The sequence below is a fragment of the Micromonospora endolithica genome (assembly GCF_003626595.1).
GTDB classification, from domain to species: Bacteria; Actinomycetota; Actinomycetes; order Mycobacteriales; family Micromonosporaceae; genus Micromonospora; species Micromonospora endolithica.
This window is the reverse complement of sequence record NZ_RBAK01000002.1, coordinates 412,007-434,382: the sequence shown is the minus strand read 5'-3', so window position 1 is coordinate 434,382 and position 22,376 is coordinate 412,007. Positions and strand designations below refer to the sequence as shown.

Annotated in this window: 17 protein-coding genes and 1 pseudogene; 12 read left to right on the top strand and 6 right to left on the bottom strand. The window is 73.4% G+C overall.

Going from position 1 to position 22,376, the window contains the following annotated elements; translation table 11 throughout:
- Window positions 1–30: 30 nt before the first annotated feature.
- The 4 genes and pseudogenes from D7223_RS07890 to ilvC form a co-directional block, all read left to right on the top strand.
- Window positions 31–2,457 (top strand): putative bifunctional diguanylate cyclase/phosphodiesterase, encoded by a 2,427-nt coding sequence (locus D7223_RS07890; protein WP_420330299.1) that lies wholly within the window; start codon window positions 31–33, stop codon window positions 2,455–2,457.
- Window positions 2,458–2,637: 180 nt separating this feature from the next.
- Window positions 2,638–4,524 (top strand): acetolactate synthase large subunit, encoded by a 1,887-nt coding sequence (locus D7223_RS07885; RefSeq protein WP_120726560.1) that lies wholly within the window; start codon window positions 2,638–2,640, stop codon window positions 4,522–4,524.
- Window positions 4,525–5,040: an acetolactate synthase small subunit gene (gene ilvN, locus D7223_RS07880; RefSeq protein WP_120726558.1), complete on the top strand. Its 516-nt coding sequence runs from the start codon at window positions 4,525–4,527 to the stop codon at window positions 5,038–5,040. It abuts the gene before it with no gap.
- A 37-nt stretch (window positions 5,041–5,077) separates the two neighbouring features.
- Window positions 5,078–6,109, top strand: a pseudogene (gene ilvC, locus D7223_RS07875) (ketol-acid reductoisomerase); the annotation flags it as partial.
- Between the two features lie 76 nt (window positions 6,110–6,185).
- Here the strand turns inward: ilvC and D7223_RS07870 are convergent.
- Window positions 6,186–7,871, bottom strand: coding sequence for a tetratricopeptide repeat protein (locus D7223_RS07870; RefSeq protein WP_120726554.1), 1,686 nt, complete (start codon window positions 7,869–7,871; stop codon window positions 6,186–6,188).
- Between the two features lie 262 nt (window positions 7,872–8,133).
- Between D7223_RS07870 and serA the strand changes: the two genes are divergently transcribed.
- The gene (serA, locus tag D7223_RS07865; protein WP_120726552.1) at window positions 8,134–9,732 is read left to right on the top strand and encodes a phosphoglycerate dehydrogenase; all 1,599 of its coding nucleotides are present in this window, start codon (window positions 8,134–8,136) and stop codon (window positions 9,730–9,732) included.
- Window positions 9,733–9,914: 182 nt separating this feature from the next.
- Here serA and D7223_RS07860 read toward each other — a convergent pair whose 3' ends face one another.
- Together D7223_RS07860 and D7223_RS07855 are read right to left on the bottom strand one after the other, a co-directional pair.
- Window positions 9,915–10,271 (bottom strand): hypothetical protein, encoded by a 357-nt coding sequence (locus tag D7223_RS07860; RefSeq protein WP_120726550.1) that lies wholly within the window; start codon window positions 10,269–10,271, stop codon window positions 9,915–9,917.
- 341 nt (window positions 10,272–10,612) lie between these two features.
- Window positions 10,613–11,461, bottom strand: a complete 849-nt coding sequence (locus D7223_RS07855; RefSeq protein ID WP_120726548.1) for an FAD:protein FMN transferase — start codon at window positions 11,459–11,461, stop codon at window positions 10,613–10,615.
- A 222-nt stretch (window positions 11,462–11,683) separates the two neighbouring features.
- Here D7223_RS07855 and D7223_RS07850 point away from each other — a divergent pair, with 222 nt between their 5' ends.
- The gene (locus D7223_RS07850; protein WP_120726546.1) at window positions 11,684–12,715 is read left to right on the top strand and encodes a 3-isopropylmalate dehydrogenase; all 1,032 of its coding nucleotides are present in this window, start codon (window positions 11,684–11,686) and stop codon (window positions 12,713–12,715) included.
- A 250-nt stretch (window positions 12,716–12,965) separates the two neighbouring features.
- Window positions 12,966–14,063, top strand: a complete 1,098-nt coding sequence (locus tag D7223_RS07845; RefSeq protein ID WP_120726544.1) for a branched-chain amino acid aminotransferase — start codon at window positions 12,966–12,968, stop codon at window positions 14,061–14,063.
- Window positions 14,064–14,159: 96 nt separating this feature from the next.
- Here the strand turns inward: D7223_RS07845 and D7223_RS07840 are convergent, their stop codons facing one another.
- Window positions 14,160–14,897: a tyrosine-protein phosphatase gene (locus tag D7223_RS07840; RefSeq protein WP_272948680.1), complete on the bottom strand. Its 738-nt coding sequence runs from the start codon at window positions 14,895–14,897 to the stop codon at window positions 14,160–14,162.
- A 56-nt stretch (window positions 14,898–14,953) separates the two neighbouring features.
- Entirely contained in the window at window positions 14,954–15,412 is a 459-nt protein-coding gene (locus D7223_RS07835; RefSeq protein ID WP_120726542.1) for a PRC-barrel domain-containing protein, read from the bottom strand.
- A gap of 287 nt (window positions 15,413–15,699) precedes the next feature.
- On the opposite strand from D7223_RS07835, the gene cimA reads away from it, so the two are divergent.
- Window positions 15,700–17,298 carry a citramalate synthase gene (cimA, locus tag D7223_RS07830; protein WP_120726540.1) on the top strand — a complete coding sequence of 533 codons (1,599 nt, stop codon included), beginning with the start codon at window positions 15,700–15,702 and terminating at the stop codon, window positions 17,296–17,298.
- On the opposite strand, the gene D7223_RS07825 is transcribed toward cimA, so the two are convergent.
- Window positions 17,252–18,268 (bottom strand): endonuclease/exonuclease/phosphatase family protein, encoded by a 1,017-nt coding sequence (locus D7223_RS07825; RefSeq protein ID WP_120726538.1) that lies wholly within the window; start codon window positions 18,266–18,268, stop codon window positions 17,252–17,254. The genes cimA and D7223_RS07825 overlap by 47 nt on opposite strands.
- 355 nt (window positions 18,269–18,623) lie before the next feature.
- On the opposite strand from D7223_RS07825, the gene D7223_RS07820 reads away from it, so the two are divergent.
- The 4 genes from D7223_RS07820 (at window position 18,624) to D7223_RS07805 (ending at window position 22,353) form a co-directional block, all read left to right on the top strand.
- Window positions 18,624–19,160 (top strand): hypothetical protein, encoded by a 537-nt coding sequence (locus D7223_RS07820; protein WP_120726536.1) that lies wholly within the window; start codon window positions 18,624–18,626, stop codon window positions 19,158–19,160.
- A 177-nt stretch (window positions 19,161–19,337) separates the two neighbouring features.
- Window positions 19,338–20,387: an AAA family ATPase gene (locus tag D7223_RS07815; RefSeq protein WP_120726533.1), complete on the top strand. Its 1,050-nt coding sequence runs from the start codon at window positions 19,338–19,340 to the stop codon at window positions 20,385–20,387.
- Window positions 20,384–21,397: a DUF58 domain-containing protein gene (locus D7223_RS07810; protein WP_120726531.1), complete on the top strand. Its 1,014-nt coding sequence runs from the start codon at window positions 20,384–20,386 to the stop codon at window positions 21,395–21,397. The genes D7223_RS07815 and D7223_RS07810 overlap by 4 nt, the downstream gene beginning before the upstream one ends.
- Window positions 21,394–22,353: a VWA domain-containing protein gene (locus tag D7223_RS07805; protein WP_120726529.1), complete on the top strand. Its 960-nt coding sequence runs from the start codon at window positions 21,394–21,396 to the stop codon at window positions 22,351–22,353. The genes D7223_RS07810 and D7223_RS07805 overlap by 4 nt, the downstream gene beginning before the upstream one ends.
- Window positions 22,354–22,376: the final 23 nt, after the last annotated feature.

Below are 22,376 nucleotides of genomic sequence, written 5' to 3'. Positions count from 1 at the left end.
GGAGGGCGAGCATCCGGCACAGTTGGGGACGTGCACGCTTCCCCGGCCATGGTCACCGTCGCGGTGCTGAGCGGCCTTGGCGCCGCCGTGGCCGCCGTGCTGCTGGCCGGTGTCGCCCGGCGTCGGTCCCCGCAGTACCGGCAGGCATACCTGCTGATCGTCGCCGCCGCGGTGTTCGCGCTGGTGAGCGTGCTGGTCGGGCTGGTGGTGGCGCTCACCGCCGCCGGGCACCACGGCCAGGCACACGTACCCCGGACCGGCTGGGCCTCGGTGGTCTCGCTCGGTGTCGCGGCGAGCGGCCTGCTGTTCTGCGCCGGCCTGCTCCGGCTGCCCGGCGTCGCCCCGACCGCGGGCGCGGCGCTCCGGCTCGCCCTGGACGGCCTGATCATGGCGACCTCGCTGTGGTTCGTCGGGTGGGTGCTCCTCTCCCGGCCGACCCGGCTGCTCGGCGACGCCACCCCGGTGGCCTGCCAGCCGATCCTGCTCGCCACGGTGGCCGCCGCCCTGACCGCGGGGCTCACCCTCATCGTGGTCTTCCGCGCCCCGGCGCCCCGACGCCGGCTCGCCGCGCTGACCGGCGGCGGCACCGGGGTCACCATCGGTGGTCTGGGCATCGCGGCCGGCCTGTGCCAGGCGGGTCCCGGTGTGGCGCTGGCCGGCGCGGCGGTGCTCGCCGCCGGGCTGCTCGCCGTCGCGTTCGCCGACCGGAGCCTCGGCCCGCCGTGCCGGTTCGACGTCGACGTGAGCCGCCGCGACGGCGAGTACGCGGTGCTGCCCATGTTCGCCATGGCCGCCTCGGCCATGTACCACCTCGTTCAGGACGGCCGTTTCGACGCGCTGGGGATCGTCGCCGGCAGCGTGGAGGGGTTCGCCCTGGTGGCCCGGCAGTACCTGACGCTGCACGACGTCCGGAAGTACGCCGACCGGCTGGCCGAGCGGGAGGCGCACTTCCGCGAGTTGGCCCACACCGACCCGCTGACCGGTCTGGCCAACCGCCGGGGGCTGCTGCGTGCCCTGCACCGGTGCGCCGGGGCGGGCACCGACTGCGTGCTGCTCAGCCTTGACCTGGACGGCTTCAAGAACGTCAACGACATGCGCGGGCACGACGTCGGCGACGCGGTGCTCGCCGAGGTGGGGCGGCGGCTGCGCGGCAACCTGCGCCCGGGCGACGTGGCGGCGCGCCTCGGCGGCGACGAGTTCGCGGTGCTCATGCACGGCGGGCAGACCGAGGCCGAACGTGTCGGCGAGCGGTTGCTCGGGCTCCTGCACGGGGCGTACGACCAGCCGGAGGGCCCGGTCTTCCTGTCGGTCAGCATCGGCACCGCCGGGTGGGCCGGCGAACCCGACGTGGAGCTGTTGCTACGCCACGCCGACCTGGCGCTGCGCTACGCCAAGCAGCGCGGGAAAAACCGGATCGAGCGCTACGACGCCGCGTACGACCAGCTGCTTCGCCGCCGTACCGTCGTCGAGCACGAGCTGCGCGGCGCGATCGACCGCGGCGAGCTGCGGCTGGCGTTCCAGCCGGTGGCCTCGCTGCCGTCGGTGCGTCCGGTCGGCGCGGAGGCGCTGCTCCGGTGGCACAACCGGGAGCTGGGCACGGTCGGCCCCGACGAGTTCATCCCGCTCGCCGAGGAGTGCGGGATGATCGCGCAGCTCGGCGCCTGGGTCCTGCACCAGGCCTGCCACCAGCTCTCCCGGTGGCTGGCCGACGGCCACGACGTGTGGGTGTCGGTGAACGTGTCGCCGCGCGAGCTGCACGCCCCGGAGTACGTCGTCCAGGTCGCCGAGGCGCTGCGCGCCCACCACGTGCCGCCGCAGCGGCTGGTGCTGGAGGTCACCGAGCACGCCGTGGCCACCGACCTGGACCAGCTGGTCCGCCGGCTGACCGCGCTGCGGCTCACCGGTGTGCGGGTCGCGCTGGACGATTTCGGCGCCGGCTACTCGTCGCTGGGCCAGCTCCGTCGCCTGCCGATCGACATCCTCAAGATCGACCACAGTCTGGTCGCCGAGCACGAGCCGGTCCGCCCGGTGGGCCGGGACGGGCCGGCGTTCGCGCCGATGGTCGACATCGTCATGCGGCTCGGCCACCAGCTCGGGTTGGAGGTCATCGCCGAGGGGGTGACCACCCCCACCGAGCTGGCCGCCGTGGTGGCCGCCGGTTGCCGTTTCGGGCAGGGCGCCCTCTTCGGTTGGGGAGTGCCCGCGGAGCACCTGGAGGCGATGCTGGAGGCGGCCACCTCGCCCGGCGCCCGTCCCGTCCCGGTCTCCGCGCCGCCCAGCGCGACGCCCCCGTCGGTGCCCCGCCGGCTACCGGCGCTGCCTGTCCAGCGTTCCCTGGAAACCGCTCCCGAGCAGGGGCAGAGCGGCGCGGCGAGTGCCCGAACGGGTGAATACGGAAGATCCGTTAACCAGCATGTGGGATCAGTTGACTCATCGCGTGAGATGCGTCAGGCTTGACCGCATGTCCTACCGGTCTCTGCGAGTACTTACCTGAGCGCACTCTCCTCCGTCGAGAGTGCGCTGGCCCCGTGCATCCTGCACGAGGGCTTTTTTGTTGCCGTCGGAACAGCTCGACGCGGGCCCCGCCCGCGTTGCACCGCCCAGCCACACCCACTCCAGCCGAAGGCCTGAACCGCCATGACGAGACCCACGCCCGAGACACTCGCCCACTCCGCCCGGCGGGCCCGCGCCACCGCCGAGCCGGCGACCACCACCGACCCCGTCGGCGCCGCCCGCACCGCGGCCGGTCCGGCCGTCCCGGCGGTACGCACACCCGCCCCGGCCCAGGTCTCCGGTGCCGGCTCGCTCGTGCGGTCTCTCGAGGCGCTCGGCGTCGAGGTCGTCTTCGGCATCCCGGGCGGCGCGATCCTGCCGGCGTACGACCCGCTCTACGACTCGTCGGTCCGGCACATCCTGGTCCGCCACGAGCAGGGCGCCGGGCACGCCGCGACCGGTTACGCCCAGGCGACCGGCCGGGTCGGTGTCTGCATCGCCACGTCCGGGCCGGGTGCGACCAACCTGGTGACCCCGATCGCCGACGCGTACATGGACTCGGTGCCGATGGTCGCGATCACCGGTCAGGTCGCGCGGCCCTCGATCGGCACGGACGCCTTCCAGGAGGCGGACATCCAGGGCATCACCCTGCCGATCACCAAGCACAACTTCCTGGTGCAGAGCGCCGAGGAGATCCCGCGGGTGCTGGCCGAGGCGTTCCACCTGGCCAGCACCGGCCGCCCCGGCCCGGTCCTGGTGGACATCCCGAAGGACGTCCTCCAGGCGGCCACCACGTTCGCCTGGCCGCCGACGCTGGACCTGCCCGGCTACCGGCCGACGCTGCACCCGCACGGCAAGCAGATCCGCGAGGCGGCCCGGCTGATGACCACCGCCCGCCGCCCGGTGCTCTACGTCGGCGGCGGCGTGCTCAAGGCCGGTGCCACCGAGGGGCTGCGCAAGCTGGCCGAGGTGACCGGCATCCCGGTGGTCACCACGCTGATGGCGCTCGGCGCGTTCCCCGACTCGCACGATCAGCACCTGGGCATGCCGGGCATGCACGGCACCGTCGCCGCGGTCTACGGCCTGCAGAAGTCCGACCTGATCGTGGCGCTCGGCGCCCGCTTCGACGACCGGGTCACCGGCAAGCTGGACTCGTTCGCCCCGGACGCCACGATCGTGCACGCCGACATCGACCCGGCCGAGATCGGCAAGAACCGGCACGTCGACGTCCCGATCGTGGGCGACGCCCGGCACGTCATCGACGAGCTGATCGCCGCGGTCACGGTGGAGCACGCGGCGGGCCGGTCCGCCGACCTGTCGGACTGGTGGACCCAGCTGCGCGACCTGCGGGAGCGCTACCCGCTCGGCTACGACGAGCCGTCCGACGGCACGCTCTCCCCGCAGTACGTGATCAGCCGGCTGGGCGAGATCGCCGGCCCGGACGCCATCTACGTCGCCGGCGTCGGCCAGCACCAGATGTGGGCCTCCCAGTTCATCTCGTACGAGAAGCCGCACACCTGGTTGAACTCCGGCGGGCTCGGCACGATGGGCTACGCGGTGCCGGCGGCGATGGGCGCCAAGGTCGGCAAGCCGGACACGGTGGTGTGGGCGGTGGACGGCGACGGCTGCTTCCAGATGACCAACCAGGAGTTGGCGACCTGCGCCCTGGAGGGCATCCCGGTCAAGATCGCGGTCATCAACAACGGCAACCTCGGCATGGTGCGGCAGTGGCAGACGCTCTTCTACAACGAGCGCTACTCCAACACCGAGCTGGGCACCCACAAGCACCGCATCCCGGACTTCGTGAAGCTGGCCGAGGCGCTCGGGTGCGTCGGCCTGCGCTGCGAGAACGCCGCCGACGTCGACAAGACGATCGAGGCGGCGATGGCGATCGACGACGCGCCGGTGGTCATCGACTTCGTGGTCGGCAAGGACGCGATGGTGTGGCCGATGGTCGCCGCCGGCACCAGCAACGACGAGATCATGTTCGCCCGTGGCGTCCGCCCGGTCTTCGACGAGGATGACATCTAAATGACGATGCACACTTTGTCCGTGCTGGTGGAGAACAAGCCGGGTGTCCTGGCCCGGGTCTCCGGCCTGTTCTCCCGGCGCGGCTTCAACATCGACAGTCTGGCCGTCGGCGAGACGGAGAACCCGGACGTCTCCCGGATCACCATCGTGGTCAACGCCGAGTCCTCCCCGCTGGAGCAGGTCACCAAGCAGCTCAACAAGCTGGTGAACGTACTCAAGATCGTCGAACTGGACCCGCAGGTGTCGGTGGCCCGGGAGCTGCTGCTGGTCAAGGTCCGCGCGGACCGCGCGGCCCGCGCGCAGGTGCTGGAGACGGTCAGCCTCTTCCGCGCCCGGGTGGTCGACGTGGCACCGGACACGCTGACCATCGAGGCCACCGGCACCCCCGACAAGCTCGACGCGCTGCTGCGCGACCTGGAGCCCTTCGGCATCAAGGAAATGGTCCAGTCCGGCCTGGTGGCGATCGGGCGCGGCTCGCGTTCCATCACCGCCGGTCCGGCGCTGCGCGCCGCCTGAGCCCACACCACCGACCACGACGGGGCGACGAGCACCGCCGTACGAAAGGGAAATCATGAGCGTTGAGGTGTACTACGACGACGACGCCGACCTGGGCCTGATCCAGGGCCGGAAGGTCGCCGTGATCGGCTACGGCAGCCAGGGCCACGCCCACGCGCTGTCGCTGCGCGACTCCGGCGTCGACGTGGTGATCGGTCTGCCGGAGGGCTCCAAGAGCCGGCCCAAGGCCGAGGAGCAGGGCCTGCGGGTGCTCACCCCGGCCGAGGCGGCCGCCGCGGCCGACGTGATCATGATCCTCGCCCCGGACACCGCCCAGCGCACCATCTACGCCGAGTCGATCGCGCCGAACCTGGCCCCGGGCAAGGCGCTGTTCTTCGGCCACGGCTTCAACATCCGGTACGGCCTGATCACGCCGCCGGCCGAGGTGGACGTGGCCATGGTGGCCCCCAAGGGCCCCGGCCACCTGGTCCGCCGGCAGTACGCCGACGGCAAGGGCGTGCCCTGCCTGGTCGCCGTCGAGCAGGACGCCAGCGGCAACGCCCTCGCGCTGGCCCTGTCGTACGCGAAGGGCATCGGTGGCACCCGGGCGGGCGCGATCCGGACGTCGTTCAAGGAGGAGACGGAGACCGACCTGTTCGGCGAGCAGGCGGTGCTCTGCGGCGGCGCGGCGGCCCTGGTGCAGACCGGGTTCGAGGTGCTCACCGAGGCGGGTTACGCCCCCGAGGTGGCCTACTTCGAGTGCCTGCACGAGCTGAAGCTCATCGTCGACCTGATGTACGAGGGCGGCATCGCGAAGATGCGGTACAGCATCTCCGACACCGCCGAGTACGGCGACCTCTCCCGGGGCCCGCGGGTCGTCGACTCCCGGGTCAAGGAGGAGATGCGCAAGATCCTGGGCGAGATCCAGTCCGGCGAGTTCGCCCGCGAGTGGGTGGCCGAGGACGAGGCGGGACGGCCCAACTTCGCCAAGTGGCAGGCCGAGGGCGCGGCGCACCCGATCGAGGAGACCGGCAAGAAGCTGCGCGGCATGATGAGCTGGGTGGACCGCCCGATCACCGAGACCGCCTGACCTCACCCGAGCGGCCGGCGACCCGACGCTCTCCCCGGCGTCGGGTCGCCGGCCGCCGTTTGGTGCGGACCAGCGGTCACGTGTCGAACAGGGCGTCGGCCTCGGTGATCGCGCGCTCGGCCTCCCCGGCGCGGTCCAGGGCGGCCAGGGTGCGGGCCATGTTGCGTAACGCGGTGGCGATCTCGGCCGGCGGCAGGCCGCTGTCCACCGTGCGGATCACCGCGACCGATTCCCGGTGCGCCTCCAGCGCCTCGTCGAGCAGGCCGAGCCGGTGCAGCCGGTTGCCGAGGTTGCCCAGGGCCTGGGAGAGGTCGGCCAGGTGCGCCGCCGGGTTCTCGGCGGACAGTTCCCGACGGACGGCAACGCACTCGCGCAGCAGCTCCGCCGCTCCCGCCACGTCACCGGCCCGGTCGAGGGCGCGCTCAAGGCCGAACAGGGACCGGCCCAGCGTCGGGCGGTGGACCGGATCCGCCGTGGCCAGCTTCCGGGCCAGCGCCACGGCCTCCCGTCCGGCCCGCACACCGGTCATCCCGGCCACCCGCGTGTCCGGCGCCACCGTGCTGCCGTCCGGGCGGGCGAACGCGGTCACGGCCAGCACCAGGTGCAGACCGTCGACCAGCAGCGGGCGGAAGACCTCGGGCAGCTCGCCCTCCTCCTGGCGGCAGACCGCGAGCAGTTCCTCCAGCAGCGGCTCGGTCTGCTCCCACCGGCCGGCCCTGATGTGTTCCCCGGCCAGCGGGATCAGCGCCCGGGCCAGTTCGACCTCGTTACGGTCCCGGGCCGCCTCCACCGCCTCGACGAGCCGCGCGACACCGTCGTCCGGCCGCCCGGATGCGAGCAGGAGTTGCCCGTGGACGCGCAGCGCGCCGGCCAACGTGCCGCTGTCGACGCCCGGAGCCCGGTCGACAAGCGGGCGCACCTGGTCGACCGCGGTGGCGGCGGCCCGCTCGGCCTGCTCCGCCTCGCCGGCCTCCCGCCGGCCGACCGCCTCCACCAGCAGTGCGGCGACGCCGAGTGGGCGCCCGTGCTCCGGCGCGAAGGAGCGCAGCAGCTCGCGGTCCGGCGCGGAGGCGGCCAGCAGGTCCAGGGCTTCCCGGTGGCGGCCGGTCGCGGTCAGGCTGTCGGCGAGGTCCACCGCCGCGCGCGCCCCGACGGCCGTCCAGCGCAGCCGATGCCAGCGGGAGAGCTGGCGGTAGGTGTCCCACGTCTGCTGCCGGACGGCGAGGGCCGCCGCCGGGTGTGCCAGCGTCGTCCGGCAGTCCCCGATCACCAGCAACGGCACCGCCCGACGCATCCGCTCGTCCGGGCCCAGCGGCTCGGCCGCGGCCCAGGTGGTCCGGGCCCGGAGCGCCAGCCGGAGCGCCTCCCGGACGTCGCCGGTCGCGTGGCGGTTCCTGGCCAGCAGGCCACGGGCGGTGGCCAGCGCGACCAGGGCGGCCCGGTCGGGCACGTCCTCGACGTACCCGATCGCCTCGGTGAGCTGCGCGACGGCATCGGCCATCGGGCGGTCGTCCGGCACGCCCGCTTGGGCCACCAGCGCGCGGGCCAGCGCCACCCGGTGCCGCTCGGGGTGGGCCGCGACGAGCCGCCGGCCCCACGCCACCGCCTCCTCGGCCGCGGCGGCCCGCCGGGCGGTCCCGCCCGGCAGTCCGCTCACCAGGTGGGACCGGGTGACCAACGCCTCGACCAGCGGTGGGCCCCACCGTCGTGGACGGATGCGGGCCAACGGGCGTAGGAGCGCGATCCGGACCACGAGCGACATCGACTGCTCCTCTCGCGCGACGTGGCTCCCCGTTCTAGCGCACGTCCGCCACGCCGCCGCCGGTGAACGGCGGGTGACGCACGTGCGACGACGCTGTGTGAGGGCACTCACCCCGCGTGCTGGAACATGCCGGTCAACCCGCCCCCTACGATCGCGGGTAGGTGTGCAGCCGGCACCTGACGGCCATGGCGCGGACCAGCGCGGGGCGCAGTGTCGCTTCCCGCCGCCCCGCCGCCCGCTCTGACGACATCTACGAGGACCAATGACTCCTGTCGTACTGATCGCCGAAGAACTCGCTCCCGCCGCCATCGAGGTGCTCGCCCACGACTTCGACGTCCGTCACGTCGACGGCACCGACCGCCCGGCCCTGCTCTCCGCGCTCTCCGAGGCCGACGCGGTCATCGTCCGCAGCGCCACCCAGATCGACGCCGAGGCGGTCGCCGCCGCGCCGCGGCTGAAGGTGGTCGCGCGGGCCGGCGTCGGTCTGGACAACGTCGAGGTGCCGGCCGCCACCGCGCGGGGCGTCATGGTCGTCAACGCTCCCACCTCCAACATCGTGTCCGCCGCCGAGCAGGCCGTCGCGCTGCTGCTCGCGGTGGCCCGCAACACGGCCAGCGCCAGCGCCGCGCTCAAGGCGGGGGAGTGGAAGCGGTCGAAGTACACCGGCGTGGAGATCCAGGGCAAGACCGTCGGCGTGGTCGGCCTCGGCCGCATCGGCGTGCTGTTCGCATCCCGGATCGCCGCCTTCGGCACCCGGCTGATCGCGTACGACCCCTACATCCAGCCGGCTCGCGCCGCCCAGCTCGGGGTCCGCCTGGTCGGCCTGGAGGAGCTGCTGCGGGAGAGCGACTTCATCTCCATCCACCTGCCGAAGACCCCGGAGACCGTGGGCCTGATCGGTGAGAAGGAACTGGCGATCGTCAAGCCGGGCGTCCGGATCGTCAACGCCGCCCGGGGCGGCCTGGTCGACGAGCAGGCCCTCGCCGACGCGATCGCCGAGGGGCGGGTCGCCGGGGCCGGCGTGGACGTCTACGCCAAGGAGCCGTGCACGTCCTCGCCGCTGTTCGCCTTCGACAACGTGGTGGCCACCCCGCACCTGGGGGCCTCCACCGCCGAGGCGCAGGACAAGGCCGGGCTGGCCGTCGCCAAGAGCGTCAAGCTCGCGCTCCAGGGCGAGTTCGTGCCGGACGCGGTCAACGTGCAGGCCGGCGGCGTCGTGGCCGAGGACGTCCGGCCGCTGCTGCCGCTGGCCGAGAAGCTGGGTCGGGCCTTCACCGCCGTCGCCGGTGGCATCGCGGCCAGCGTCACCGTCGAGGTACGCGGCGAGATCGTCAACCACGACGTCTCGGTGCTCAAGCTCGCCGCCACCAAGGGCCTGTTCAGCTCGGTGGTGGAGGAGCAGGTCACCTACGTCAACGCGCCGCACCTGGCCGCCGAGCGCGGGGTCGATGTCACGCTGACCACCCAGGTCGAGACGGTCGACCACCCGAACCTGGTCACCGTCCGGGGCGCGCTGCCCGACGGTCGCACGGTCAGCGTCGCCGGCACCGTCGCCACCGCCGGCACCCGGGACGTCCTGAAGCTGACCGAGGTGGACGGCTTCGACGTGGAGATCGGCGCGGAGGGCATCCTGGTCTTCCTGCGCTACGTCGACCGGCCCGGTGTGGTGGGCACCGTCGGCACGCTGCTCGGCGAGGCCGGCGTCAACATCGCCGCGATGCAGGTGGCCCGCCGGGAGGCCGGCGGGGAGACCCTGATGACCCTCACGGTCGACCAGGCGCTCGGCGCCGACCTGCTCACCTCGGCCGCCGACTCGATCGGGGCGGTCGCCGCCAGCGCGGCGGACCTGCGCGACGAGTGAACTGAACGCACCGCGAGGAGGGGCCCGGCGATCCGCCGGGCCCCTCCCGTCGTCGGTACCCCTGCCACCATCCAGGATCGCCGCACTCTCGGGGAACAGCGGCCTCGAAGCGCGCCGTGGGCCCTCTTTCCCGGAAAGGGCGGCCTCGAGCGCCGAAAGCGCGGCCTCGGCGGGGCGGTACGTCAGGTGTTGACGCGCGCCGGCGGTGGGTAGACCGAGCCGTCCTGGGCGTCGAACAGCATCAGCCCGTGCTCACCGGCGAGCCGCTCGATGTCGAGCAGCACCTGGTCCGCGCAGTCCGGATGCAGGTTCAGCTCCACGTGGTCGTGCGCCGCGTGCAGCGGCGCCACCGCCCACGGGGTGTCCGCCGTGGGCTGCCGGTCCGGATAGGACGCGGTGATCGCCCGGTAGAACCGAACCACCCGCGGGTCGGGGTAGCGGTCGACGTGCTGCCCCTGCCGGCACTGCCGTACCGCTGTCCGCACGTCCTCGGGCGTCGCCCCGTCAGTCAGGGCCCACACGCTCAGATCGAAACTCACGGCGGACAGAGTGCCATTTCTCGTTCACCGGCCCGCAACTGCCCCGCCGCAGGCCAGCCGGTCGGAGGAACCAGTCGTGGCCGGACGGTCCGTAGTGGAGACTCTTGCGGTGAGTTGCGTCGATTCGCTAGCGTACCGGTGCGGCACCGGCCGATTCGCGACGTGGGCCCGTCTTCGGGTGACGCGGTCGACGCCCGGTCGGCCCGGCCCGCACCCCTCGATTGCGCGAGCCACGCGCACTCGTCGCTGACCGGCCCTCACAGTCGTTGCCGCGGCCGTGGGGGCCGATCGCGGTCCGCCCCCAGGTGCTCCCGGGCCGGTGGAAGAGGACGACGCGCGGTTCAGCGCCGGTGGGCGAAGAGCGCGCGATAGTCGGAGCCGTTGCGGAACCAGGCCAGCCCGGTCGGGCCGGCGGCGTAGAGGGCGGTCGCGTAGGCGTCGGCGACCGCGAGGTCCGGGCCGACGACGGTGGCGGCGACGAGGTGCTCGGCCGGCTCCCCGGTGTGCGGGTCCACCACGTGCCCCTGCCGGCCGGTCACGCCCGAGGTGCCGACCGCGCCCGCGGTCATCTCCAGCACCAGCGGCGCGCGCCGCCGGTCGGTCGGGTGGTGCACCGCGACCCGCCACGGGCCGCCGTGCGCGGCGTGCCCGCGTACCACCAGGTCCGCGCCGGTGAGCACCGCGTAGTCGTGGATGCCGGCGGCGCGCAGCCGGCCCGCGGCCCGCTCCACCGCCCACCCGCCGAGCAGGCCGCCGGGGTCGAAGCCGCCCGGCACCGCCCACGCGTCGAACCAGCCGTCGGTGGCCGCGCGCATCGCGGCGCAGCGGTCCACCAGGTCGGCCAGCGGTGGGTACGAGTCGGGGCTGATCTCGCCTCGGCGCAGTCGGGACACCAGGCTGTCCGGGCGGGCCGGGCCGTAGGTCAGGTCGATGGCGCGCAGCTCGGCGACCGCGTCCCGCAGTGCCTCGCCGACGCCCCGGCGACCGAGCCAGGCGGGGGCGTTGAGCAGCAGCGAGTACTCGGCGGTGGAGGTGCGGACGGTGTGCCGCACGTCGATCCGGTCGCCGACCGCGGTGCCGGGGCGGTCGATCCGGTGGTGCCGTCCGCCGAGCCGCAGGTCCGGCCGCCCGCCGTGGTGGAAGACCGCCGGGTCCACCCACCGGGTCCGTGGCTGCTCGTCGATCCGCATCGCACCCGCTCCCTCGCCCGAACGGCTCCGCAGTCGCCTCGCCGCGCACGGGCCCCCGTCGGCCCGCTGGCCATCACCCTAGGCAGCGGAGATGACCGCCTCATGAATGCCACCTGGGAGGGTGCTGTGCATCCGTCCGTCCCGAATTCTGGAACATTCGTACCGGGAGGCGGGACGGGGGCGTACGGTCGGGCGGACGGGCTAGGCGAAGGAGAGCAGGACGTGGCACGCATCGCGGTGGTGGCCGGTGACGGCATCGGGCCCGAGGTGGTCGCGCAGGCCCGCAAGGTCGTCGACGCCGTGCTGCCGGGCGTGCGGACCACCGAGTACGACCTCGGCGCGGCACGCTACCACCGCACCGGCGAGGTCCTGCCCGACTCGGTCCTCGAGGAGCTGGCCGGACACGACGCCATCCTGCTCGGCGCCGTCGGCGACCCGACCGTCCCGCCGGGCGTGCTGGAGCGCGGGCTGCTGCTCAAGCTGCGTTTCGCCTTCGACCAGTACGTCAACCTCCGGCCCTCCCGGCTGTGGCCCGGCACCGCCGGACCGCTCGGCGGCGTCAAGCCCGGCGAGGTGGACCTGGTGGTCGTCCGCGAGGGCACCGAGGGCCTCTACGCGGGTGCCGGCGGCAGCCTGCACCGGGGCACCCCGGCCGAGGTCGCCACCGAGGAGAGCCTGAACACCCGGCACGGCGTGGAACGGGTCATCCGCGACGCGTTCGCCCGCGCGGGACGCCGGGAACGGCGCAAGGTCACCCTGGTGCACAAGACCAACGTGCTGACCCACGCCGGATCGCTGTGGGCGCGGGCCTTCGAGGCCGTCGCCGCCGAGCACCCCGACGTGACCACCGAGTACCAGCACGTGGACGCCGCCGCGATGTTCCTGGTGACCCAGCCGCAGCGCTACGACGTGGTGGTCACCGACAACCTCTTCGGCGACATCCTCACCGACATCGCCGCCGCGGTCACCGGCGGCATCGGGCTGGCCGCCAGCGGCAGCATCAACCCGGACGGGACGTACCCGTCGATGTTCGAGCCGGTGCACGGCTCCGCGCCGGACATCGCCGGCCGCGGCCTCGCCGACCCGGTCGCCGCCGTGCTCTCCGCCGCCCTGCTGCTCGACCAGCTCGGCCACGCCGACGCCGCGGCCCGGATCACCGCCGCCGTCGGCGCCGAGCTGGCCGGTCGGGTACCCGGCGTACCGGTACGCACCGAGGAGGTCGGGGACCGGCTGGCCGCACACGCCGCAGGCTGAGCCCCGTACCCCCGAGAGCCCCGACCGCGTCCGCCCGCGTCGGCACCGGCCGTGACGGTCGGTTCCGGTCGCCGCCGGACCACCGGCCGGTCCCGCCGTCGCCCTCCGCGGCTCATCGGGATGTGCCGCCGCCGGCCGCCAGCGCGCCCGGGCGGCGCTACCCGCTGAACGACCGTTCGGGGTAAGTTTCTCGCACCGTGTTCTCGGCACGCGGACCCGTGTGCCGTCGTCCCGCAGGGAGGTCAGCGCAATGAGCGGTGGTGACAAGCTCGACTTCGAGATCCGTCCGAATCCCGCGCCGGTATCCGCCGCCGACCGGGCAGCCCTGCTGGCCAACCCCGGGTTCGGGCGGGTCTTCACCGACCACATGGTCACCGTGCGCTACGCCGACGGCAAGGGCTGGTACGACGCCCGGGTCGAGGCGCGGGCCCCGATCCCGATGGACCCGGCCGCCGCCGTCCTGCACTACGCGCAGGAGATCTTCGAGGGGATGAAGGCGTACCGCACCGCCGACGGTGGGGTCACCATGTTCCGGCCGGAGGCGAACGCCGCCCGGTTCGCCGACTCGGCCCGGCGGATGGCGATGCCACAGCTGCCCGAGGCGACGTTCGTCGACTCGCTGCGCAAGCTGATCGAGATCGACCGGGAGTGGATCCCCGAGGACGAGGACAGCAGCCTCTACCTGCGGCCGTTCATGTTCGCCAGCGAGGTCTTCCTGGGCGTCCGCCCGGCCAACGAATACCTCTACGTGGTGATCGCGTCCCCGGCCGGGTCCTACTTCTCCGGCGGGGTCAAGCCGGTGACCGTCTGGGTCTCGCCGGACTACACCCGCGCCGCGCCGGGCGGCACCGGCGCGGCGAAGTGCGGCGGCAACTACGCCGCCTCGCTCGCCGCCCAAGCCGAGGCGATCGAGCACGGTTGCGACCAGGTGGTCTTCCTGGACGCCGTGGAGCGACGCTTCGTCGACGAGCTGGGCGGCATGAACGTCTTCTTCGTCTACGACGACGACACGCTGGTCACCCCGCCGCTGACCGGCACCATCCTGCCGGGCATCACCCGGGAGTCGGTGCTGCGGCTGGCCCAGGACGCCGGACACCGGATCGAGGAGCGGCCGGTGAGCTTCGCCGACTGGCAGGCGGACGCGGCCAGCGGGCGGCTGCGCGAGGTGTTCGCCTGCGGCACCGCCGCGGTGATCACCCCGATCGGCACGGTCCGCTTCCCGGACGGGGAGTTCGTGGTCGGCGGCGGCGGGTCGGGCCGGGTGACCACGGCGCTGCGCCAGCAGCTGATCGACCTCCAGCGCGGCAAGGTCGCCGACCCGCACAACTGGGTCCACCGCGTCATCTGAGGTGTGCGGAAGGGCCCCCTCCGAACGCCTGGCGTAGCGGAGAGGGCCCTCCCCACAACGCCGGCTCTGCCGTCCCCGGCACTGCCCGGGCCGGGCTCAGTCGAGCAGGTGCTCGCGCAGGGCGGTCAGCTGGTCGTCGGTGACGCCGGCGTGGCGCAGGTAGTCCTCGATCGAGCCGTGGCCCTCGCGCAGCTCGGCGAGGAACAGCAGCATCGCCTGCTCCGGGCAGGTGAGCGGGGGCAGCCCCGGGCGTACCTGGTGGCCGGAGGCGGTGAACCACGCCATGAAGCGCTCGCCGGCCTCGGTGCTCAGCGCGTAGTCCGCGGCGATGTGCTCGTCGGACACCCCCAGCACGGCGAGGGTGAGCCCGCAGACGATGCCGGTGCGGTCCTTGCCGGCGACGCAGTGCACGACCACCGGCGCGTTCACCGAGTCCGCGATCAGGCCCACCGCCTCGGCCAACCCGGCGGTGCCGGTCTGGGCCAGGTCGGCGTACCGGTCGGCGAGGTAGCGGGCCAGATCGGTGCCCGGCTGGTACGGCCGTTCGTGCCACTCGGCGTGCTCGGGGTGGATGTTTCGCCAGGTCAGCCCGTCGAAGTGGGGCACCCGGCCGTCCCGCTCCACCTCGTACGGGCGGCGCAGGTCGATCACGGTCCGGACCCCGAGGGCGGCGAACGCGTCCCGGTCGGCACCCTCGATGCGGTGCGGCGAGTCGGAGCGGTAGAGCCGTCGCCGGCGCACCGTACGCCCGTCGTGGCCGGTGTGGCCGCCGACGTCGCGGAAGTTGAACATCGTGGCGAAGGGGATCCTGCGGTCCGTGCCGGTGGTGTCCACCTCGACACGGTAACGGCCCCCCGCACCGTTGCGGGAGGCCGTTTCGGCGGGTGGGGTCAGCGGGCGGTGCCCGGCGGGATGGCCGAGTACGTCTCGCTGTAGTAGCCGCCGAGCCGGTCCCGGTAGGTGGGGTCGGTGTCGGCGGTCTCGTCGTACTCCGGGGCGGCCTTGATCTCGTCGCGGCTGCGGTCGACGTACACCTTCTGCTCGTCGTGGTCGACGTGGTTGACGGTGCCGGCGGGGAGCATGACCTTCTTGCCAAATACCCACGGGCCGGTGTCCACCACGAGGTAGCTGGAGTTCACGTCGTGGCTGGCCCCGTCCACCTTGCCGACGCCGCCGTCGCTCGCCTCCACCTTGTAGCCGACCAGGTCGGCGTCGGCCACGCCGGCGGTGTCCCGGTAGCGCCACGGGTCGAAGGCGCCGGCCGGGGCGCCGCCGGGGAACGCTCCCTGGCCGCCGTCGGACAGCGGGCCGGTGCTGCCGTGCGTGCTGTGCGGGTCGAGCCTGTCCATGGGTCACTCCTGCCTCGACCGCCACGGGTCGTCGGGAGACGCCACCGCCGTCGGAGACGTCACCAGGGGAGCTACCCGGGCACCGGGACCAGGAAACGATGTCCCGAGATGTGGATTGTGCCTCCCAAAACGCGCCCCGGGGTGGCAGAGTGTCGCTCGTGACCAGCACCGTCTCGATTATTGGCACCTAGCGCGCCGGCCTCCCCTCGCCGAGCGCGCAGACCTCCCGCATCCGCGGGGGGTCTTTTTGTTGCCCGCACCGCTGGTCGACACACGAAGGGATCACCATGACGTTCCAGGTCTACGACACGACCCTGCGCGACGGCGCCCAGCGCGAGGGGCTCAGCTACTCGGTGGTCGACAAGCTGGCCGTGGCCCGGCTGCTCGACGAGTTCGGGGTCGGCTTCGTCGAGGGCGGTTGGCCGGGCGCGGTGCCCAAGGACACCGAGTTCTTCCGGCGCGCCCGCACCGAGCTGGACCTGCGGCACGCCGTGCTGGTGGCGTTCGGCGCCACCCGCCGCGCCGGGGTCGCGGTCACCGACGACGCCCAGGTGCGCGGGCTGCTCGACGCCGGGACGCCGGCGATCGCGCTGGTCGCCAAGGCCGACCTGCGGCACGTGGAGCGGGCGCTGCGCACGTCCGCCGGGGAGAACCTGGCGATGATCCACGACACCGTCGCGCACCTGGTCGCCGAGGGACGGCGGGTGTTCGTCGACGGCGAGCACTTCTTCGACGGGTACCGGCACGACCCCGCGTACACCTCGGCGGTGGTCGAGACCGCGCTCGCCGCGGGCGCCGAGCGGTTCGTGCTCTGCGACACCAACGGCGGCATGCTGCCCTCCCGGGTGACCGCCGCGATCGTCGACCTCACCGACCGGATCGGCGTCGCCCCCGAGCTGCTCGGCATGCACGCCCAGAACGACACCGCCTGCGCGGTGGCCAACACGATCGCCGCGGTCGAGGCCGGCGTGCGGCACGTGCAGGGCACCGCCAACGGGTACGGCGAGCGGCCCGGCAACGCGGACATCTTCGCGGTGGTCGCCAACCTCCAGCTCAAGCTGGGCATGCCGGTCCTACCGGAGGGCTGCCTGGCGCAGATGGTGCGGGTCTCCCACGCCATCGCCGAGATCGCCAACATCGCCCCCGACACCCACCAGGCGTACGCCGGGGCCGCCGCCTTCGCCCACAAGGCGGGGCTGCACGCGAGCGCGATCAAGGTGGATCCGCTGCTCTACAACCACGTGGACCCCGTGGTGGTGGGCAACGACATGCGGATCCTCATCACCGAGATGGCCGGCCGGGCCAGCGTCGAGCTGAAGAGCCGCGAGCTGGGCCTGGACCTGGCCGGCCATCCGGACACGCTGTCGAAGGTCACCAGCCGGGTCAAGGAGCTGGAGGCCGGCGGCTGGTCGTTCGAGGCCGCCGACGCGTCGTTCGAGCTGCTGGTCCGCTCCGAACTGCCGGACGCCGCCCCGGTGCGGCCGTTCGCGCTGGAGTCGTACCGGGTGCTGGTGGAGCACCGCGAGGACGGCTCGGTGGTCTCCGAGGCCACCGTGAAGATCCGGGTGCGCGGTGAGCGGGTCATCGCCACCGCCGAGGGCAACGGCCCGGTCAACGCCCTCGACGAGGCGTTGCGGGTCGGCCTGGCGCGGCACTACCCCGAGCTGCGCGACTTCGAGCTGGCCGACTACAAGGTCCGGATCCTGGAGGGCAGCCACGGCACCGGCGCGGTGACCCGGGTGCTGGTGGAGACCGCCGACGGCGCCGGCCGGGACTGGACCACGGTCGGGGTGCACCCGAACGTGGTGGAGGCGAGCTGGCACGCGCTTGTCGACGCCCTCACCTACGGCCTGGACCGGGCCCGGGTGGGACCCGCGGGAGGGTGACCTCGGCCAGCACCGCGCGGTGGTCGCTGCCGCGTACCGGGTGCACCGACACCGCGCGGACGGCGATCCGCCGGTCCACCAGGACGTGGTCGATGGTCACCGGGGGGATCGGGTCGCCGTCGTAGGGACCCCAGGTGCCGACCAGGCCCGCTCCCACGGCGTCCGCCGCGTCGACGTACCCGGTGCCGAGCAGCGCACGCAGCGGCGCGTGGTCGAGGGTGGCGTTGAAGTCGCCGGCGAGGATCCGCAGCGGCCCGTCCGGGGTGGCCGGCGGCTGTGCCGCCAGGTCGGCGCGCCAGTGACCGACCTGGTCGATGGCGTACGGCGCGCTGGGGTGGGCGGACTCCACCCGGACCGGCGGCGCGTCCGGGACGGCCAGCGTGCCGTATGCCTGGTCGAAACCCCAGCCGCCCCGGTTGTGCCGGACCCCGCCGTCGCCGACGGGAAAGCGCGCGTAGAGGCCCGAGCCGACGGTGCCCACCCGCGGGTGGAGCTGGCGGTGCGGCAGCAGCTCGGCCAGGCCGAGGCGGTCCAGCTGGACCTGCGCGTCCGGGGTGAACTCCTGCACGGTCAGCACGTCCACCCGGTGCCGGCGGACCAGGTCGACCACGGCCCGCGCGTCGGCGGCTCCGGCGAGCAGGTTGGCGGTCAACAGCCGGACGGTGGGTCCGGCCACGGCGGGTTGCCGGTCGGCCAACGCCCGGGGCGCGACCAGGGCGACCAGCACGGTCGCGGTGACGGCCGCGACCACCGCGGGCCACCGGCGCCGCAGCGCGACCGCCAGCACCAGCGGGGTCAGGCTGGCCAGCGCGGCGTACGGCGTGAAGGCGAGCGCCTGGACCAGGGGACCCCGGTCGAGACCGAGCAGCCGTACGCCGGCCCAGGCGACGGCCGGGGCGACCGCGAGCCAGCACAGTGCCGAGGTGGCCCGGTGCCGGCGCGTGCCGCCCCCGCGTTCGGTCTCGATCATGGTTGGACCCTAGCCGGACCGCGGGTGCCTCCGGCGCCCCGGCCATTTCGTGAATGGTCGAGCGTGTCGCTTTCACAATTAATGGATTGAGTCAGAAACTGGCCTCGCGGCGTGATCGACTATTGACGTCAAGCTTTTTGTGGTGCTAGGTTCCACCTGGTTGACGCTTCGAAACTCTGAGTAGTAACTGCAGGTCAGAGTCCACAAGAATCCTTGAGTTGTCAAATATTCGAGGTGCGACGGGATGGTGTTGTCCCGTCGGATGCCGTTCATCTCCGGCACGTCGGAAAATGCAGAGCAAAGCCGTTCCGCAAGGGTGGAACGGTAATCCCGCACGGTCAGAGGGAGATCTGTCATGCTGAAAATCGGAAGACGTAAGGCCATGGTGGTGGCGTTCGCCGTCGGCGCGCTCACCCTGGCCGGTGGCGGCGTCGCCGTCGCCCAGCCCTCGGCGAAGGCGCCGGCGGAGGTCACCCAGGCGTCCGTCCGCCAGCCCGGTGGCCAGCCGCCGGTGGCCGGCGAATCGGCCCGCCGGGACAGGGCGGCCCGGGAACGGGTGAGCACCCAGGCCACGCTGCCGGGGACCATCTCCTTCGCGGTGGTCAACCCGAACGGCACGCTGGCCCGTCCGCTGGGCGTCGGCGTCAGCGTCTACAAGTTCCCGACCGGCACCTGGGGTGCCGGCAAGTACCAGGTGACCTTCCCGTACAACGTGTCGGCCAAGGCGTACGTGGCGACGATCGGGGACTCCGGCCCCGGCTTCGTCCCGGACTCCGGTGAGATCGGCGTCGCACCGCGTACCTTGCCGGCGGTCAACTCGGTCTTCGTGCAGACCCGCAACTCGGCCGGGGTCGAGGCCGACCGCGGCTTCCACCTGGTCATCGCCAACTGATCCGTACCGTCGCGACGGCGCCGACCCCGGGCAGGGGCCGGCGCCGTCCACCGTCCGCCGCCGGCCCGGCGTGGTTGGCGACGAACGTGCTCTCCAGTGCCGGTCTGCGGCTGTTCCGGCCGCGCCGGTCCGGTTAATCCCACGTTTGTCCGCGCACCGCCACGGGAAGCAAGCACCGTGACGGACATCTCGGACACCCTGGCCAGCCTGCCCAGCCCGGTCGATCCCGACGCGACCGGCGCCGTGCTGGAACAGACCCTCTTCGAGGTCAAACGCGTGATCGTCGGGCAGGATCGGCTCGTCGAGCGCCTGCTGACCGCCCTGGTGGCCGACGGGCACTGCCTCCTGGAGGGGGTGCCCGGCGTGGCCAAGACCCTCGCCGCGCACACCCTCGCCACCGTCGTCGGCGGCACCTTCACCCGGATCCAGTTCACCCCCGACCTGGTCCCGTCGGACATCGTCGGCACCCGGATCTACCGGGCCTCCACCGAGTCGTTCGACGTCGAGTTGGGACCGATCATGGCGAACCTGGTGCTCGCCGACGAGATCAACCGTGCCCCGGCCAAGGTGCAGTCGGCGCTGCTGGAGGCGATGGCGGAACGGCAGGTCTCCATCGGTGGGCGCAGCTGGGAGGTGCCCCGCCCCTTCCTGGTGCTGGCCACCCAGAACCCGATCGAGTCCGAGGGCGTCTACCAGCTGCCCGAGGCGCAGCGTGACCGGTTCCTCATGAAGATCGTGGTGGACTACCCGAGCGACGCCGACGAACTCGCCATCCTCTACCGGATGAGCGCCGACCGGCCCACCGCCCGACGGGTGCTCGACCCCGGACACCTGCGGGACCTGCAGGACCGCGCCGCCCACGTCTTCGTGCACCACGCCCTCGCCGAGTACGTGGTGCGGCTGATCCTGGCCACCCGCGACCCCGGCCGGTTCGGGCTGCCGGAGATCGCGCCGCTGCTGGCGTACGGCGCGAGCCCCCGGGCCACCCTCGGCCTGGTCGCCGCGGCCCGCGCGCAGGCACTCCTGCGCGGCCGGGAGTACGTGCTGCCCGAGGACATCCGCGAACTGGCCGTGGACGTGCTGGCCCACCGTCTGGTGCTCTCGTTCGACGCCGTCGCCGACGGGGTGTCCGCCGAGTCGCTGGTCCGGCGGCTGGTCGACGCCGTACCACCGCCCCGGATCGCCACCGGCCACCAGGAGTACGCGGCCGACCTGGCGGCGGCATGAGCCGGCGGACGGCAACCGGGCCGGCGCCCGCCGACCCGGGCCTGGCCGAGCTGACCCCCGACGCGCGGCTGCGCCGGCTGGAGCTGACCGTGACCCGGCGGCTGGACGGTCTCCTGCACGGGCAGTACCGGGGCCTGCTGCCCGGTCCGGGCAGCGAGACCGCGGGCAGCCGGGAGTACCGGCCGGGCGAGGACGAGGTCCGCCGGATGGACTGGGCGGTCACCGCCCGCACCACCGTGCCGCACGTACGTGAGGTGGACGCCGACCGGGAGCTGACCACCTGGCTGCTGGTCGACGCCAGCCCCAGCATGGAGTACGGCACCGCCGACCTGGACAAGCGGGAGCTGGCGGTGGCCGCCGTGGCGGCGGTCGGCTTCCTCACCGCCGGGGTCGGCAACCGGCTCGGCGCGCAGGTGCTCACCCCCGCCGGGCTGCGCCGGTTCCCGCCGCGAAGCGGGCGGACCCACCTGCTCGGCCTGCTGCGGGCACTGCTGGCCGCGCCGCGCACCGGCGGGTACGACGAGGACACCGCCCCGCTCGCGCCACCGGACCTGGTCGAGGCGCTGGCCGCCGTGCACCGGGTGGCGGCCCGACGCGGCCTGGTCGTGGTGGTCTCCGACTTCCTCGACGGGCTGCCCGACGACCCCGCCCACCCGGTGCCGTGGGAACGCACCCTGCGCCGGCTCGCGGCGCGGCACCAGGTCCTCGCCGTCGAGGTGACCGACCCGCGTGAGCTGGAACTGCCCGACGTCGGCCTGATCACGTTGGTCGACCCGGAGACCGGCCGGCGGCGCGAGGTGTGGACCGGCGACGCCCGGCTGCGCGAGCGGTACGCCGCCGCCGCGGCCGCCCAACGCGACCAGGTACGCGACGCGCTGCGCCGTAGTGGGGCGACGCACCTGCGCCTGCGTACCGACCGGGACTGGGGCGCCGACATCGTCCGGCACGTGCACACCCAACGCCGGATGGCGAAGGCCCCGGCCGCCACCACCCGGGGAGGTGCCGCGTGAGCTGGGAGTCGCCGGTGCGGTTGTGGCTGCTGCTCGGGGTGCTCGCCCTGGTCGCCGGCTATCTGCTGACGCAGCGCCGGCGCAGTCGGTACGCCGTCCGTTTCACCAACCTGCGCCTGCTGGACCGGGTCGCCCCGCACCGGCCGGCCTGGCGCCGACACGTGCCGGCCGGACTCTTCCTGGCCATGCTGGCGCTGCTGGTGGTCGGGTTCGCCCGGCCCACCGCCGAGGTGCGGGTACCCCGGGAGCGGGCCACCGTGATGGTCGCGGTCGACGTCTCCACGTCGATGCTGGCCCGCGACGTGGATCCGGACCGGCTCACCTCCGCCAAGGACGCGGCCCGCCGGTTCGTCGACGGGCTGCCCGAGGAGTTCAACGTCGGCCTGGTCGCCTTCGCCGGCAGCGCGGCGGTGCTGGTGCCGCCGGGTACCGACCGGGAGGCGCTGCACGAGGGGATCGGCCGGCTGGTGGAGGGCGCCACCGGGGTGCAGGGCACCGCGATCGGCGAGGCCATCAACACCTCGCTCGGCGCGGTCAAGGGATTCGACGGCCAGGCGGCCAGCGATCCGCCGCCGGCCCGGGTGATCCTGCTGTCCGACGGCGCGAACACGTCCGGGATGGACCCGATGTCGGCCGCGGCCGACGCGGTCGAGATGGAGATCCCGGTGCACACCATCTCGTTCGGTACCCCGTCCGGTTTCGTCGACCGGGGCGGACGGCCGATCCAGGTGCCGGTGGACGGGCAGACCCTGCGGGCGGTCGCCGAGGAGACCGGTGGCCTGTTCCACGAGGCCAGCACCAGCGACGAACTGCGCGAGGTCTACGAGGACATCGGCAGCTCGGTCGGGTACCGCATCGAGCGGCAGGACGTCTCCGCCCGCTTCATCGGCCTGGGGCTGGTGTTCGCCATGGGCGCGGCGTTCGGCTCGATGCGGTGGTTCTCCCGCCTGCCCTGACCGTACGGCCACCGTCGACGAAG

What these genes read in the sequence shown, in the direction of transcription:
- D7223_RS07885 (WP_120726560.1), top strand. Translation starts at nt 2,638, where the DNA reads ATGACGAGACCCACGCCCGAGACACTCGCCCACTCCGCCCGGCGGGCC.
- ilvN (WP_120726558.1), top strand. Translation starts at nt 4,525, where the DNA reads ATGACGATGCACACTTTGTCCGTGCTGGTGGAGAACAAGCCGGGTGTC.
- D7223_RS07870 (WP_120726554.1), bottom strand. Translation starts at nt 7,871, where the DNA reads ATGTCGCTCGTGGTCCGGATCGCGCTCCTACGCCCGTTGGCCCGCATC.
- serA (WP_120726552.1), top strand. Translation starts at nt 8,134, where the DNA reads ATGACTCCTGTCGTACTGATCGCCGAAGAACTCGCTCCCGCCGCCATC.
- D7223_RS07855 (WP_120726548.1), bottom strand. Translation starts at nt 11,461, where the DNA reads ATGCGGATCGACGAGCAGCCACGGACCCGGTGGGTGGACCCGGCGGTC.
- D7223_RS07845 (WP_120726544.1), top strand. Translation starts at nt 12,966, where the DNA reads ATGAGCGGTGGTGACAAGCTCGACTTCGAGATCCGTCCGAATCCCGCG.
- D7223_RS07835 (WP_120726542.1), bottom strand. Translation starts at nt 15,412, where the DNA reads ATGGACAGGCTCGACCCGCACAGCACGCACGGCAGCACCGGCCCGCTG.
- cimA (WP_120726540.1), top strand. Translation starts at nt 15,700, where the DNA reads ATGACGTTCCAGGTCTACGACACGACCCTGCGCGACGGCGCCCAGCGC.
- D7223_RS07825 (WP_120726538.1), bottom strand. Translation starts at nt 18,268, where the DNA reads ATGATCGAGACCGAACGCGGGGGCGGCACGCGCCGGCACCGGGCCACC.
- D7223_RS07820 (WP_120726536.1), top strand. Translation starts at nt 18,624, where the DNA reads ATGCTGAAAATCGGAAGACGTAAGGCCATGGTGGTGGCGTTCGCCGTC.
- D7223_RS07810 (WP_120726531.1), top strand. Translation starts at nt 20,384, where the DNA reads ATGAGCCGGCGGACGGCAACCGGGCCGGCGCCCGCCGACCCGGGCCTG.